10 protein-coding genes are annotated in these 15943 nt (G+C 44.6%); 9 read left to right on the forward strand and 1 reads right to left on the reverse strand.

Annotation, left to right across the window (positions count from 1 at the left end; translation table 11 throughout):
- The first annotated feature begins 419 nt into the window (after window positions 1–419).
- The 9 genes from V8Z93_RS04990 (at window position 420) to V8Z93_RS05030 (ending at window position 14190) form a co-directional block, all read left to right on the forward strand.
- Window positions 420–2186: an AAA family ATPase gene (locus V8Z93_RS04990; RefSeq protein ID WP_439432827.1), complete on the forward strand. Its 1767-nt coding sequence runs from the start codon at window positions 420–422 to the stop codon at window positions 2184–2186.
- Complete coding sequence (locus tag V8Z93_RS04995; protein WP_439432571.1) at window positions 2183–3697, forward strand: substrate-binding domain-containing protein; 1515 nt, start codon at window positions 2183–2185, stop codon at window positions 3695–3697. The genes V8Z93_RS04990 and V8Z93_RS04995 overlap by 4 nt, the downstream gene beginning before the upstream one ends.
- A 180-nt stretch (window positions 3698–3877) precedes the next feature.
- The gene (locus V8Z93_RS05000) at window positions 3878–6991 is read left to right on the forward strand and encodes a SusC/RagA family TonB-linked outer membrane protein (protein WP_439432572.1); all 3114 of its coding nucleotides are present in this window, start codon (window positions 3878–3880) and stop codon (window positions 6989–6991) included.
- 30 nt (window positions 6992–7021) lie between these two features.
- Complete coding sequence (locus V8Z93_RS05005) at window positions 7022–8758, forward strand: RagB/SusD family nutrient uptake outer membrane protein (RefSeq protein WP_439432573.1); 1737 nt, start codon at window positions 7022–7024, stop codon at window positions 8756–8758.
- A 38-nt stretch (window positions 8759–8796) separates the two neighbouring features.
- Window positions 8797–10515 carry a DUF4980 domain-containing protein gene (locus V8Z93_RS05010; protein ID WP_439432574.1) on the forward strand — a complete coding sequence of 573 codons (1719 nt, stop codon included), beginning with the start codon at window positions 8797–8799 and terminating at the stop codon, window positions 10513–10515.
- A 164-nt stretch (window positions 10516–10679) separates the two neighbouring features.
- Window positions 10680–11831 carry an MFS transporter gene (locus V8Z93_RS05015; RefSeq protein WP_439432575.1) on the forward strand — a complete coding sequence of 384 codons (1152 nt, stop codon included), beginning with the start codon at window positions 10680–10682 and terminating at the stop codon, window positions 11829–11831.
- Window positions 11832–11897: 66 nt separating this feature from the next.
- The gene (locus tag V8Z93_RS05020) at window positions 11898–12788 is read left to right on the forward strand and encodes a carbohydrate kinase family protein (protein ID WP_439432576.1); all 891 of its coding nucleotides are present in this window, start codon (window positions 11898–11900) and stop codon (window positions 12786–12788) included.
- Window positions 12789–13358: 570 nt separating this feature from the next.
- Entirely contained in the window at window positions 13359–13772 is a 414-nt protein-coding gene (locus tag V8Z93_RS05025; protein WP_439432577.1) for a hypothetical protein, read from the forward strand.
- Complete coding sequence (locus tag V8Z93_RS05030) at window positions 13753–14190, forward strand: NTF2 fold immunity protein (protein WP_439432578.1); 438 nt, start codon at window positions 13753–13755, stop codon at window positions 14188–14190. Before V8Z93_RS05025 ends, V8Z93_RS05030 begins: the two co-directional genes overlap by 20 nt.
- Window positions 14191–14254: 64 nt before the next feature.
- Here the strand turns inward: V8Z93_RS05030 and V8Z93_RS05035 are convergent, their stop codons facing one another.
- Window positions 14255–15913 carry a fumarate hydratase gene (locus V8Z93_RS05035; protein ID WP_439432579.1) on the reverse strand — a complete coding sequence of 553 codons (1659 nt, stop codon included), beginning with the start codon at window positions 15911–15913 and terminating at the stop codon, window positions 14255–14257.
- Window positions 15914–15943 lie beyond the last annotated feature (30 nt).

Here is a 15943-nt window from a genome sequence, read left to right on the forward strand (position 1 = left end):
GAACTTTTTTTCTTGATGACATCTGTAACACTATTTGAAATCAATAAGTAAATTTGTACTTGATCCAAATACCCCATATATTTTAGAGTCCTTTTCAAACGCTGCAAATATATCAATGTATAAATAATCCTAATATTTTACACCAAAAGATACAAGTTATCACATTATTATATATATATGCATCATCTTTCATGATAGCAAGAAACATCAATCCTACTCTGTTCGACCTCTCGGGAAGAAAAGTCCTTGTGCCACAAAAAGGACACATTTATATTATGGGCAACAAGAAAGTCGTACGGTAAAAATCGTGTGTTTCGGATAAAATATAATAAAAGCCGCAGTTTGTAAACGCAAACTGTGGCTTTTTCGTTTTTTTATGCTATCTTTGCACAAAGATTAGTTTTTAAAGATAGATCATGATGGAACAGCAAGTTAAACAAGTACCTTATGGGGTGGCAGATTTTGCTACGGTAATAGAGCAGAATCTATATTATGTGGATAAGACGATGTTTATCCCGGAGCTGGAGAAGCAGCCTCGCAATCTCTTCTTCACCCGCCCTCGTCGTTTTGGTAAGAGTATGTTCTTGAGTATGCTCTATTCTTACTATGACTGTACGCAGAGCCATAAGTTCCAGCGTCTTTTTGGAAATCTGTGGATAGGCCAGCATCCTACTCCTTTGCAGGGAAAGTATCAGGTGCTGTTCTTAGATTTCTCCCAGATTACGGGTAATATCGATAAGCTTGAGACTAAGTTTAATTCTTATCTCAGCATCAACCTCGATGCTTTTGTCCGTCAATACTCAGAATATTATCAGGCAGAGATGGAAGAAATCCTGGCGCAGGAAGATTTCGAGGAAAAGATGGAACTGATATTCAAGGCAGCCAAGGCGCACCAGTATCATCTGTATCTCATCATCGATGAGTATGACAATTTCACGAATGTCATACTCAACGAACGTGGTGAGAAAGTATATCATGCAATAACCCATGCCGACGGATTTTATCGTGATGTCTTCAAGAAGTTCAAGGGTAATTTTGAGCGTATCTTCATGATGGGTGTGAGTCCTGTAACCCTGGATGATGTGACGAGTGGATTCAATATAGGTTGGAACATTTCTATCAAGCCAGAGTTTGATGAGATGCTGGGCTTCTCTACCACTGATGTGGTGGAGATGTTTACCTATTATAAGGAGCATGGTAGTATTCCTGCCGATAGTGATATTGATGCCATCGTCAATGATATGAAGCCATGGTATGATAACTATTGCTTCGCCAAGCAGGCATTGAAGAAAAAGACTCGTATGTTTAATTGTGATATGGTTCTTTATTACCTTCGCAATTACATGGATGCCGGATGTCCGCCAGAAGAGATGATAGACCCGAATACCCGTACCGATTACGGCAAGATGAAGAAACTCTTGCAGTTTGACAAGCTGGATGGAGAGCGTAAGGGCATTATCCGCAAGATTGCAGAAGAGGAGCAGATTGTTACCCAGCTTTATGAGTCGTTTTCTGCGTATCAGATTCCAAAGGCAGAGATATTTCCAAGTCTTCTGTTCTATTATGGCATGTTGACCATCAAGGGAACTCGTGGCTCCAAGCTCATTCTGGGCATTCCGAACAATAATGTCCGCAAGCAGTATTATGGTTATCTGGAAGAGGAGTATCAGGCAAAGGCTTATGTGGATGTCAACCAGCTCACCGATTACTATTATGATATGGCATACGATGGTAAGTGGGAAGAAGGATTGCGCTTCATGGCAGATGCCTATGCCAAGGTTTCATCGGTGCGTGATGGCATTGAGGCTGAGCGAAACCTGCAGGGATTCTTCATGGCTTATCTGAATCTGAATGATTATTATATCACGGCTCCAGAGTTGGAGTTGAATCATGGCTATTGTGATTTCTTCCTTTTGCCAGACCTTACCCATTATGCCAGTCAGCATAGCTACATCCTGGAGTTGAAGGTTCTTTCTAAGAAAGATTTCTCTGCGATAGTTGAAGGTGAGGTCACGGAAGATGGCAAGCCTATGACCAAGGCGGAGAAACAGTGGCGTGAGGCAGTAGATCAGATTCATCGATATGCTGAGGCTCCAAGGGTTGAGGCTTTGCGCCAAGGCACAAAACTCCATCTCATCATCATGCAGTTTGAGGGGTGGGAACTTAAACGGATGGAAGAAGTATGAAATTAATGAAAAGACTCTATATTATATTAATAGTATTACTTAGTAGTATGCTTCTTCTTCTGGATTCATGCACCCAGAAGAAGATGGTGATTGGTGTGTCGCAATGTTGCAGCGGAGTTTGGCGCGAGAAGGTGAATAATGAGATGCGACTGGCGCAGTATCAATATAAGAATGTGGATTTGCTGTTTACTACTGCAGAGAATGACGGGCAACGCCAGGCTCGCCAGATAGACAGTATGATAGCCGGGAAGGTAGATTTAATCGTGGTGGCTCCTGATAACGTGAATGATGTAACACCTGCCATCGAGCGAGCTTATCGTGCGCATATCCCGGTTATCCTCTTCGACAGAAAGGTAAAGACACCACATTATACAGCTTCCATCGGTGGCGATAATGTAGAAGCGGGTAGGGAAGTAGCACGCTTTCTTGCCAGTAAACTGGATGGAAAAGGTACCGTTGTTGAGATTACGGGCTTGAAAGATGCTTCTCCTGTCATTGAGCGCCATCGTGGTTTCCATGAGGTGATGAAGAATTATCCGGGAATCAAGGTGGTTACCCTGGACAGTAACTGGAAGATGGAGCGAGCCCAGGAGTTGATGAAGCAATATCTGGATAAGGGTGGACATGCGGATGGCGTGTTCGGACATAGCGATCTGGGAGCCATAGGTGCCTTTCTGGAAGCAGAGAGACGAGGCATTGATAAGCAGATGCTGATAGTGGGCATTGATGGATTGCCTGGAGAATGGGAAGGAGTGGATAGAGTGAAGAGAGGACAGTTTGCTGCTTCTTATGTCTATCCCACCCAGGGCGAAAAGATTATGGAATTGGCGATGAATATCCTTCAGGGTAAACCCTATAAGAAGGATAATGTGATGAAATCATTCCTTGCTACCCCGGAGAATTGCGATGCCATTGCCCTACAATATCAGGATTTGGAAGCCAAGATGAAGAATCTGGATCAGATTTCTGTCAGTCTTGATTCTTATTCAGAGGTTTCCCGTATCCAGAAATGGATGCTTGTGGTCGCTTTTATTGTAGTTCTGATTCTGCTCTTTATCATCTACTATATATATAAGGTATATAGAAAGAAGCTGCAGAAACAGAAAGCCGTGGCTCGTGGATTCATAGAGAACAAGGAGGGCTGGGCTGCTGAACTGAATCACCTGGATGAGAGTGATTGTTATTTCATGGATCGTTTCAAGAAGAAGATTCTTGAGAATATGGGCAATGCTGATATGAAAATGGATGATTTGGGAGCCGAGATGCAGTTGAGTAAAGTACAGCTCTATCGCAAGGTGAAGGCTATGACAGGAAAAACGCCTGCCGAGCTCCTGAAAGAGATGCGCCTGCAGAGAGCCTATACGCTCCTGATGCAGACTGATAAGACTGTAGCTGAAGTCTCGGCAGAAGTAGGCTTTGCGTTACCGGGCTATTTCTCTTCATGCTTTAGGAAGCAGTTTGGCATTCTTCCTACCGATTTCAGAAATAAACAGTTATCTAAAAGAAAATAGTTTTCTAACTCCTTTAAAATAAGTATTTTAAAATCTTAGCAAAAAATAAGAAAATCGTTTCATGTAACATAATTATTGTTGCAGGAACGATTTTTTTTATTCTCATATCCAATCTTTGCCTAATTTTGCGGCAGAAATCAAAGCAATAACAATTTTTGAAACTTAAAATGTTATAATAGTATGAACAATCTTTCAAGATTACTGATGAGCTCTGCGCTCTGTACTGTTTGCACCATAGCTAGTGCACAACAGGTAAATGTAAATGGCATCGTAAAGGATGCAGCCGGTGAGACAGTCATTGGAGCGTCTGTTATGGTGAAAGGCACAAAGACTGGTACTGTTACCGACTTTGATGGTAACTTCCATGTAGAATGTGCTCCTGGTTCCACACTCGTTATTTCCTATATAGGTTATAAAACGCAAGAAGTAAAGGCTTCAGATAATATGGAGGTAACACTTCAGGAAGATGCCAACGACTTGCAGGAAGTAGTTGTAACAGGTTATACCACTCAGAAGAAGGCAGACTTGACCGGTTCCGTGGCTGTGGTTTCAACCAAGAACCTGAAGACAAGTTCAGAGACAGACCCGATGCGTGCTTTGCAGGGTCGTGTTCCTGGTATGACTGTTACTACCGATGGTTCTCCTATTGGTTCAGGAACCGTGCGTATTCGTGGTATCGGTTCTTTCAACTCTTCTCAGGACCCTCTTTATATCATAGATGGTGTGCCTACCACTATGGCATTGAATACCCTCAATACAAATGATATTGAGAGTATGCAGGTTTTGAAGGATGCCGCTTCGGCTTCTATCTATGGTTCACGTGCATCGAATGGTGTCATCATCATCACCACCAAGAAAGGTAAGAAGGGTAGCAAGGTGGCTGTTGACTTCTCTGCCAACCTGACTGCACAGTTCTATTCCAACCAGTCGAAGATGAAGCTGATGAACTCCAGCCAGTATGCTACTGCGATGGCTCAGGCAGCCCTGAACGATGGACTCGATCCTGTGGCTTATGCAGCCAACTACGGCATCGACTTGAATGCGGCCTCTGGTACTCCAATCACCGTTTGGAATCCTGCTACCAACCAGTATCAGAACTATACGATCAATGGTCGATATGATGGCTACATCAATGCCAAGAAGACCATGCGATTCTCAGACACCGACTGGCTCGATGAAATCTCTCGCACTGGTTTCTCGCAGAACTACGACCTCTCTGTATCTCATGCCAATGACAAGCATAGCGCTATGTTCTCCTTGGGATACAAGAATAATGAGGGTGTCTTGAAATATACCGACTTCGAGAATATCTCAGCTCGTTTGAACACCTCTTGGAATTTAAACAAGATCGTAACCGTAGGTGAGAATTTGACTTTGACTTATACCTCTCAGGTAGATTGCCATCCGATGGAGAATGCCTTGAAGATGCCTTCCATCGTTCCGGTTTACGAAGAAGATGGCAAGACCTTCGCAGGTCCTGTGGGTAGTATGGCCGACCGTCAGAACCCTTGTCGTGAGCAGTATCAGAACCGCAACAACCACCTCGACTACTGGCGCATCTTCGGTAATGCTTTCGTAGAATTGAAGCCTGTTAAGGGATTGACCCTGCGCTCTAACTTCGGTTTGGATTTCAAGACATCGTTTATCAATTCGATGACGAATACTTATCATTCCGATATTGTCAACAATGACATCGCCAAGACAACGCTCTCGAATAACAATGAGACTAACTGGACATGGTCTAACACAGCCCAGTACGTTACCCAGATTGGCAAGCACAACATCGATGTACTCGGTGGTATGGAATTTTCCAAGCAGTCGGTTGTCGATTTCTCTGCCTATTCAGAAGGCTATGCGCTGGAAGATAAAGATTATATGTGGCCAAATGCTGCCACGGGAACGATGCGTAACTCGGGTGCAAAGGTAGGCTATCGCCTGGCTTCTTTCTTCGGAAAGGTGAACTACAACTGGGATGATCTCCTCCTGGCTTCCTTTACTATCCGTCATGATGGTTCTTCACGTTTCGGTAAGGCTCATCGCTGGGGTACTTTCCCTGCTGCATCACTCGGCTTCAGATTCTCTAATCTCCTGAAGAAGGATTGGTTGGATGACGCCAAGTTGCGACTCTCTTGGGGTCAGACAGGTAACCAGGCTATCGACAACAATGCACAGTTTGGTCTTTATGTAGTGGATTACGGACTAGACCGTGTAACCTCTACAGCTTACGACCTCTTCCTGCAAGGTTCAGGTACCTTCCCTTCTGGCTATCGTGCCACACAGTTGGCTAACCCTAACTTGAAATGGGAGGCTGCTACCCAGTATAACGTAGGTTTGGATTACACCCTGTTTGGCAACACCCTCTATGGTACAGTGGATGCCTATATTAAGAATGTAAAGGATATGTTGATTAATCCTGCTTATCTGGGTGCAACTGGTGAAGGTGGAAATTCATGGCAGAATGGTCCTTCGCTCCGCAACTGGGGTATGGAGTTCACCGTGGGCTATCGCAAGACTTTGGCTAATGGACTTGGCATCGACGTGAACGGCAATCTGGATTTCTTCCGCAACAAGGTTACTTATTTGCCAGCAACAACAACAGGTGCTTACGCTCACACATCTACGGAAAACCTGGTGCAGAGTGGCAAGTCATACGGTTCTATCGTAGGTTATGTAGCCGATGGAATTTTCCAGAATCAGGAAGAAGTAGATAAGTCTGGACAGCCAAACGCACGTGTCGGTGGATTAAAATACAAGGACTTAGATGGTAAAAATGGTATTACTTCAGATGACCAGACTTGGATTTTCGACCCTGTACCAGCCTTCTCCTATGGTTTGAATATTGCTCTCAACTATAAGGGCTTTGATTTCAGTATGTTCTGGCAGGGTGTCTATGACCAGGATGTGTATAACAACCAAAAGTTCCAGACCGACTTCTGGGCTATTACTGATGGTGGTTCTAACAAGGGAACCCGTTTGCTCGATGCTTGGAATACCAACAACACTGGTTCTTCCATCCCACGCTTGAGCACCATGAATACAGCTGATGAAGGTCGTGCTTCTACTTACTTCGTTGAGAATGGATCTTACTTGAAGTTGCGTACCTTGCAGGTGGGTTACACTATCCCAAGCAGCATCCTCTCTAAGTTGAAGATGACCAGTGCCCGTGTCTATCTCTCAGGTCAGAATCTTTTGACCATCAAGAGCAATAGCCTGACCTGTTCAGACCCAGAGAATCCAAACTGGAACTATCCACTTTCAACATCCGTATCATTCGGACTTCAGGTAGGTTTCTAAAATGTTTCATATTTTAAAGAGAATTTCAAAATGAAAAAGTTATATACAATGGTGCTTGCAGCAGCACTGGTAGGAACATTCACCAGTTGTGATGATTTCCTGGATTACAAGCCAACAGCTGTGATTGATGAAGACAAGGCTTTCAGCGAGCCAGACAAGATGGTAAACAGTGCCTATGCGATGTTGGGCGACTGTTGGTACTCTTACCCATTCAACCTTTGGCCATACGGTGACCTTTCTTCAGACGATTGCTTGAAGGGTGGCGGTGGCACCGGTGATACCGGTTATCACGATGTGGAGATTTGGAGTACCTTAACCTCTACTAAGGGCGAACTCGACGAGTTATGGTATCGTCTCTATTGTGCCGTTTCCCGTTGCAACCGTGCCTTGGTTTCTTTGCAGCAGAATGGCGAGAGCACACTGGGTGCTGAGGTAACCAAGCAGCGTGAGGCTGAGGTTCGCTTTCTCCGTGCTCATTTCTATTTCAAGTTACTTACCATGTATCGTCAGATACCTTGGATAGACGAGAAGGTTTATGAGGATAAAACCACAGAGAGCACATCAAACACTCAGTTTACTTACGAGGAATTGTGGCAGAAGGTGATAGCCGACTTCCAGGCAGCATACGATGTACTTCCTGCTAAGCAGAAGGATGGCGGTCGTGTCAACAAGATTGCAGCCGCAGGTTATCTGGCTAAGTGTTATCTTACCATTGCCTGGGGTGATGGCTATGAGGCAACCGATGGTGTTGACCATATTAATAAGGAGTATATGCAGAAGGTTATCGACTATACTGATGTGGTGAAGAATTCAGACTATGGTTACATGGCAGATTTCGGCGACATCTTCCTGCCTGACTATAAGAACAGCAAGGAGTCAGTTTTTGCTGTCCAGACTTCCGACTATAGCGAGGACCATACCACCTTCGGACGTGCCAACTGGTCTAATATGCTGAATGGCTGTTGGGGTATTTGGTCTTGCGGATGGGATTTCCACAAGCCTTCACAGAACCTGGTGAATGCCTTCAAGACCAAGAACGGACTTCCTGAGTTTGATGACTACAACAAGACTTGTGATTATCCTGTAAACGGTGAGCCTAATAGTCAGAAATGGGATCCACGTTTGTTCCATACAGTAGGAATGCCTACCTTCCCATATAAATATGAGTCAGAATACACGATGACTAAGGCCAACTCTCGTACACCAAATGTTTACGGTTACTATACCTCTCTGAAGGAAGTGCCACAGCGTTCTAAGGGTGAAACTTTCAATGGTTCTTGGCAGGCGTTTGCGATGAACGACTATGTGCTCCGTTATAGCGACATCATGTTGATGCGTGCTGAGGCTTTGATAGAGTTGGACCGTCTGGCTGAGGCTCGTACCATCATCAACGATATCCGTCAGAGAGCCAAGAATTCTGTGGATAAGCATATTGAATATGCCAAGGATCAATGTGATATAGCCCTCTATCCGGAGTCATATTTCCAGGATAAGGAGACGGCAAGAAAGTGCCTTCGCTGGGAGCGTCGTCTGGAAATGGCTATGGAGAACGGCCGCTTCTTCGACCTGCGCCGCTGGGGCATTGCTTCTGAGACACTGAACAAGTATTTCGAATCTGAGCAGAAAGATCAGTATGGAGAGCAAACATACGCACAATACTTGAAGGATGCCAAGTTCACACCGGGCAAGAACGAGTTCTATCCGGTTCCATATAACCAGCTGTATTACATTCCTGGTCTTTATAAGCAGAATAAGGGATACGAGTAATTACCATCGGTATTTTTAGATAATTAGATAATTAGACAATGAAAAAGATATTTGTTTCAGCGCTTGTCGCTCTTTGCGGTTTCACCGCCAGTTATGCCCAGGAGGCTTCCTTCTTGAGCAATAACCACTGTCTCTATCGCATCAGCCAGGAGAGTCAGAACCAGAAGTGTCTCTTGCTCCCTGTGCAGGAGAGTGCGGAGATGGCCAACATCAAGGTGATTGCCGACAACAAGCAGGTGAAAGCCTTCAATGTGAAGTTGGCTAAAGACCACGTAGATTATTACGTGCCTCTCTATATGAATGAGTTTGCCGGTTTGAAGGGCCTGGCTCTCGATATCCATGTAAACGGCGATTATAGCAAGGAGGGTTTGAACGCCCTCACTTGCTGGGAGAACATGAAGTTCTCTGATTCTTTCGATATGAAGAATCGTGAGCAGTATCGTCCGGGTTTCCATCACACTCCTGCTTACGGATGGATGAACGACCCAAATGGTATGTTCTATAAGGATGGCGTATGGAATCTCTACTTCCAGTATAATCCTTACGGATCACAGTGGGAGAATATGACCTGGGGACATTCTACTTCCACCGACTTGGTACATTGGAAGTTCCAGGGTACTCCTATACAGCCTGATGCTGTAGGTACTATCTTCAGTGGTTCTGCCGTTGTGGATAAGAATAATACCGCTGGTTTGGGCAAGGGTGCTGTTGTGGCTCTCTACACTTCGGCTGGTGAGAACCAGACACAGAGCATGGCTTACAGCACAGATAATGGCAAGACCTTTACCAAATATGAGGGAAATCCGGTCATCACCAGCAATGTGCCCGACTTCCGCGATCCTCACGTGTTTTGGAATGAGGATATCAAGAAGTGGAATATGATTCTGGCTGCCGGTCAGCACATGGAAATCTATTCTTCAGATAACTTGAAGGACTGGAAATACGAAAGCTCTTTTGGTGAGAAGTATGGCAACCATGGCGGTGTCTGGGAATGCCCAGACTTGATGAAGATGAAGGTTCGTGGCACCGGTAAGGAGAAGTGGATGCTTATCTGCAACATCAATCCTGGTGGACCTTCCGGAGGTTCTGCTACCCAGTATTTCATCGGTGATTTCGACGGTCATAAGTTTACTTGCGACAGTAAGCCTGAGGTTACCAAGTGGATGGATTACGGTAAGGACCACTATGCCACAGTTACTTTTGATAACGCACCAGAAGGTCGCCGTGTGGCTATCGCCTGGATGAGCAACTGGCAGTATGCCAACCAGGTTCCTACCCAGCAGTACCGTTCAGGCAACTCTATTCCTCGCGACTTGGGTCTCTTTGAATATAAGGGTGAAACTTATTGCAGCGTGGTTCCATCTCCAGAGATGACAGCGGCAAGAAGCAAGAAGGCAGGCAAGAAACTTACAGCATCTTGTGAGATGGTAGTGAACCTGAAGGGAAATGCTACTATCACTTTGAGCAACGACAAGGGCGAGAAGGTAGTGATGAACTACGATGCCAAGGCAGAGACTTTCTCAATGGATAGAACCAAGAGCGGTAAGATGGATTTCTGCAAGGACTTCGCTGCAGTCACCAAGGCTCCAACCTATGGCAATATCAGCCAGTTGCGCATCTTCATCGACAAGAGCAGCATCGAGGCACTTGATGCCGACGGCAAGATGTCTATGACCAATCTCGTGTTCCCAAGCAAGCCTTACAACAAGGTCACTGTAAAGGGAAAGGGTAAGTATCAGATTTACGACATCAAGTAACCTCATCTGTTAAGAACTGAATCTATAAGATAATTGTTTCTAAGAGTGTTACTGATGTAACAGTGCAACATAAATGGTAGCCGATGAACGATATTTTATGATATATTGTATCGTTTATCGCTACCTTTGCACCAGCAAAAATAGAAACAATAACGCTAACAAATATGAATAAATCATCAAAATTATCAATTATCCCGGTGATGCTCTGTTTCTTCGCCATGGGATTTGTAGATTTGGTAGGTATCGCCTCCAACTACGTAAAGGAAGATCTCAACCTCAATGATTCGACAGCCAATCTGTTTCCATCCCTGGTATTCTTCTGGTTTCTCATCTTCTCGGTTCCTACGGGAATCCTGATGAATAAGATCGGTAGAAAGAAGACAGTGCTCCTGTCTTTGCTCGTTACCGTCATCTCACTCCTTTTGCCCATTTTCGGCGAAAACTTTGAACTGATGCTCGTGTCATTCTCTTTGCTTGGCATCGGAAACGCCTTGATGCAGACCTCCCTGAACCCGCTGGTTTCTGTGGTGACATCAGGCAAGAACCTTGCTTCTACTTTGACCTTTGGTCAGTTTGTCAAGGCGATAGCTTCCTTCCTGGCTCCATACATCGCTATGTGGGGCGCCATAGCAAGCATTCCAACCTTCGGTTTGGGCTGGCGCATTCTCTTCCCAATCTATATGGTTATCGGTATTGCTGCCACCTTCTTCCTGGCTGGTACGCCTATCGAAGAAGAGAAGAACGAGGGTAAGGCTTCCGGTTTCGGTGAGTGCTTCAAGTTGCTCGGCAAACCTATCGTGCTGCTTTCCTTCATCGGTATCATGTGCCATGTGGGCATCGATGTAGGTACCAACACCACTGCTCCTAAGATTCTGATGGAGCGCTTGGGATGGACGCTGAACGAGGCAGCCTTCGCTACATCGCTCTACTTTATTTTCCGTACCATCGGATGTTTCACCGGTACAGCCTTCCTCCGCATGATGAAGACCCGCACATTCTTCGTTATCAGCGTAGTGATGATGGCTCTGAGTATGATTGGCATGTGGATAGGAGAGAGCAAGACGATGCTCTATATCGCTATCGCCCTCGTGGGATACGGCAACTCTAACGTCTTCTCTATGATTTTCTCTCAGGCTCTGCTTGCTTTGCCAGAGAAGAAGAATGAGGTGAGTGGATTGATGATCATGGGTCTTTTCGGTGGTACCATCTTCCCATTGTTCATGGGATTCGCCAGCGATACCTTCGGTCAGGTAGGTGCCGTGGCAGTCATGGCTGTAGGAGTTGTTTATCTCTTCACTTATATCCGTAAGTTATAATAAGATCATTCACAATCGTTTATATCATATATATTTAATAAAGTATATATTTAATAAGGTGTAATTATGGAAACAAAGAATTTAGATACAAAATATTGTGTAGGTTTGGGTGAGATTCTCTTTGACGTTCTCCCTACTGGTTCTCAACTCGGCGGTGCTCCTGCCAACTTCGCTTACCACGCTGGTCAGCATGGTTTGCATTCTGTAGCCGTCAGTGCTGTGGGCAAGGATGTTCTGGGCGAAACAGCTCTCCGCCTGCTCGATGAGAAGAAGCTCAAGTATGTGATGCCTGAGGTAGAATTCCCTACAGGCACTGTTCAGGTGCAGCTCGATAAGGAGGGTGTTCCTACTTACGATATCAAGCAGAATGTGGCTTGGGATAACATCCCATTCACCGATGATATCAAGGAAATTGCTGCCAATGCTGGTGCTGTTTGCTGGGGCTCTCTGGCTCAGCGCAGTGAGGTTAGCCGTAAGACCATCTATACATTCCTTGATCATACTCCAGAAGATTGCTTGAAGATCTTCGATATCAATCTCCGTCAGAACTTCTATACTCCAGAGGTGATTACCGAGAGCCTGAAGCGCTGCAATGTTTTGAAGATTAACGATGAGGAGTTGATTACCATCGGTCGCCTCTTCGGTTATCCAGGTTTGGACATCGAGAACAAGTGCTGGTTGATTCTCGGCAAGTACAATCTCGATATGCTCGTGTTGACCTGCGGTGTAAACGGCAGCTATGTATTTGCTCCAGGTGTGAAGTCATTCCAGGAGACTCCAAAGGTTGAGGTGGCTGATACCGTAGGTGCAGGTGATAGCTTCACCGGTACTTTCTGTGCCAGCATCCTGAAGGGCAAGAGCATCCAGGAGGCACACGAACTTGCCGTTAAGGTAAGTGCATACGTATGCACCCAGAATGGTGCAATGCCTGTCATCCCTGAGGAATATACTAAGTAATCCCCCTCTATTGGTATGGCATAAAAAGTGCAAAAAGAGTTATATTGGTTTTTAGAGAATAGTTGATATTAAGTTTATGTTATTAGGAAAGCTGCCACCTGTTCGTGAAGAATGGGTGGCAGCTTCTTTTTTTTATTGTGAAATAAAACAAAAAAAGTCGGTTGTTTGGAATTAAAATGATACCTTTGCTTATTGTTATTGATATGACAGTTGAATAGTTAAGGAAAGCAGTTTGATTTTGAGACAGGTAATCATCATAATATTATTGTGCTTGGCAGGTATCGCAGATATTTGCCAGGCTCAGGTGGGTCCTGATAATTGGGAAAATTCTGTCATTCCTGTGAGTTTTGACAGTTCTGAGATTCCGAATTTCGAGAAATGCTTCCTGCTCGCAAAAAATATATTTGGAAATGGAGAATTGAAGCATTGGCCATATTGGTTACAGATTGGCTTGTGTCATATTTAATCTTTGGTTTGTTTTAGAGAAACGAAAATTAGAAAAAAAGATGAAAGAGGTTGTTATATTATACAATCAGTATGCATCTAATGTCGAATATAATCTATATAAAAATGAAAATTATTAGTTTTTTATTGGGGTTCATCATTTCGTTGATTATTATCTTGTCTTTCAATAGTAAAAGACAGGATAAATCTCCATCATACAAAAAAATATCCTTAAAGGAATATCAAGAATTAACAGGGGATCGTCAAGGTTATCACGAATCAGAAAATGCTATTTATGGAAGTGAGAAAATATATTCTAAAGATGTTGTTTCTACAGAAAAGACTGCTATTTTTGTAGCAAATGTTTTGTATAAACATACTGGAAAGGAAAATAGCGATATAAAAAGGTATTACATAACTTCTACAGGCAAAAAGGTTTGGAAAATCAGTGTTGTCGGGCAAGATTCATTGGTAGTCTATATTCAAAAACATGATGGTCGAATTCTAAGATTGGAAAGATATGGTAAAAGTAACATGTAAAATAGGATTTTATTTCTTTTTAGGTGCAATAGCTGGTACTGTTATCGGATTATATATAAATATGAGACGTACTCCAGCAGAAAAGAGTATTCCTAAAATTGTACATTTAAAAGAAAGTGAAGAAAAAATGTGCTTTAGTATGGAGAAAGATTCTCTTTTCTGTTCAGACTCTTCATTAAGAAGATTCGGAAAAGAGCTTATTAATACATCTGAGGTAGCAGCCCAAATAGGCATTTGCTACCTAAATGACATTTATGGCAAAGATGTCATAAAGGAGGAAATTCCTTTCAACATTATAGAGTTTCAACATAGCTGGCTGATGGAGGGAAGCTTACCACCAAACAGTTTCGGTGATGCCGCCTCTATTTATATAGCTAAAAAAGATGGAATGGTTATACACTATATGCATGGGGAGTGAGAAATAAAAAAAGCTCAAGGCTGATAGCCCTGAGCTTTTTTAAATATCATGATTTCTGTATCATTTACTTCTGGCACTCTGTGCAAGGAGTCCAAGGCTTCAACTGCTTGAAGAAGTCGTTGCCCTTGTCATCTACGAGGATGAATGCTGGGAAGTCCTCTACGGTAATCTTCCAGATAGCCTCCATACCGAGCTCTGGGTACTCTACGCACTCGATGCTCTTGATAGAACTCTTAGAGAGAACGGCAGCTACACCACCGATAGTACCGAGGTAGAAACCACCATGCTTCTTGCAAGCCTCTGTAACAACATCGCCACGGTTACCCTTGGCAATCATTACCAAGCTAGCGCCGTGATCCTGGAACTCATCTACGTATGGGTCCATACGGTTGGCTGTGGTAGGTCCCATAGAGCCACATGGATAACCCTCTGGAGTCTTGGCTGGTCCTGCATAGAGGATAGGGTGGTTCTTGAAGTACGCTGGCATCTCCTCGCCTGCATCCAGACGAGCCTTGAGCTTAGCATGAGCGATGTCACGAGCCACGATGATGGTACCCTTCAAGTTAACACGGGTACTTACAGGATACTTGCTCAACTCAGCACGAACGGCGTCGATACCCTTGTCGAGGTCAATCTCGATACCCTTGGTACCCTCGCCTGGGTTGCGGAGCTCCTCAGGAATCAACTCTGTTGGGTTCTCGTCCATCTTCTCCAGCCAGATACCGTCCTTGTTGATCTTAGCCTTGATGTTACGGTCGGCAGAACAGCTTACACCCATACCAATAGGGCAGCTGGCACCATGACGTGGCAAACGAATCACACGGATATCGTGAGCCAGATACTTACCGCCAAACTGTGCACCCAAGCCAATCTTGTGAGCCTCTTCGAGGAGCTTGTTCTCCAAGTCGATGTCACGGAAGGCACGACCAGTCTCATCACCTGTAGTAGGCAACTCGTCGTAGTACTTGATAGAAGCCAACTTCACGGTAAGGAGGTTCTTCTCAGCAGAAGTACCACCGATGACGAAGGCGATGTGATAAGGAGGACATGCTGCTGTACCCAGACTCTTCATCTTCTCTACGAGGAATGGGAGCAGTGTACCCTCGTTCTGGATAGTAGCCTTGGTCATAGGGTAGAAGTAGGTCTTGTTGGCAGAGCCACCACCCTTAGCTACCATCACGAAGCGGTATTCGTCGCCCTCTGTAGCCTCGATATCAATCTGAGCAGGCAGGTTGCAACGGGTGTTCACCTCATCATACATGTTGAGAGGAGCGTTCTGAGAGTAACGCAGGTTGTCCTGTGTAAAGGTGTTATATACACCCAGGCTCAGAGCCTCTTCGTCCTCGAAATCGGTCCATACACGCTGACCCTTCTCGCCGTGGATGATAGCAGTACCTGTATCCTGGCAGAATGGGAGGATGCCCTTAACGGCAGTCTCTGCATTGCGGAGGAACTGGAGAGCTACGTACTTGTCGTTCTCTGAAGCCTCTGGGTCGCTGAGGATCTTAGCTACCTGGAGGTTGTGCTCACGACGGAGCTTGAACTCTACGTCGTGGAAACCCTGCTGAGCCAGCAAGGTAAGAGCTTCCTTAGAAACCTTGAGGATAGTCTTACCCTCGAACTCTGCTGTGCTTACGCCTTCCTTAGAGATAAGGCGATACTCAGTCTTGTCCTCTCCAATCTGGAACATTGGAGCATACTTAAAATCTGGAGTTTTTGCCATAATGTTTTTTGTTATTTAAAACTGTTGAAA

Source organism: Segatella copri (assembly GCF_051861805.1).
GTDB lineage: Bacteria > Bacteroidota > Bacteroidia > Bacteroidales > Bacteroidaceae > Prevotella > Prevotella copri_M.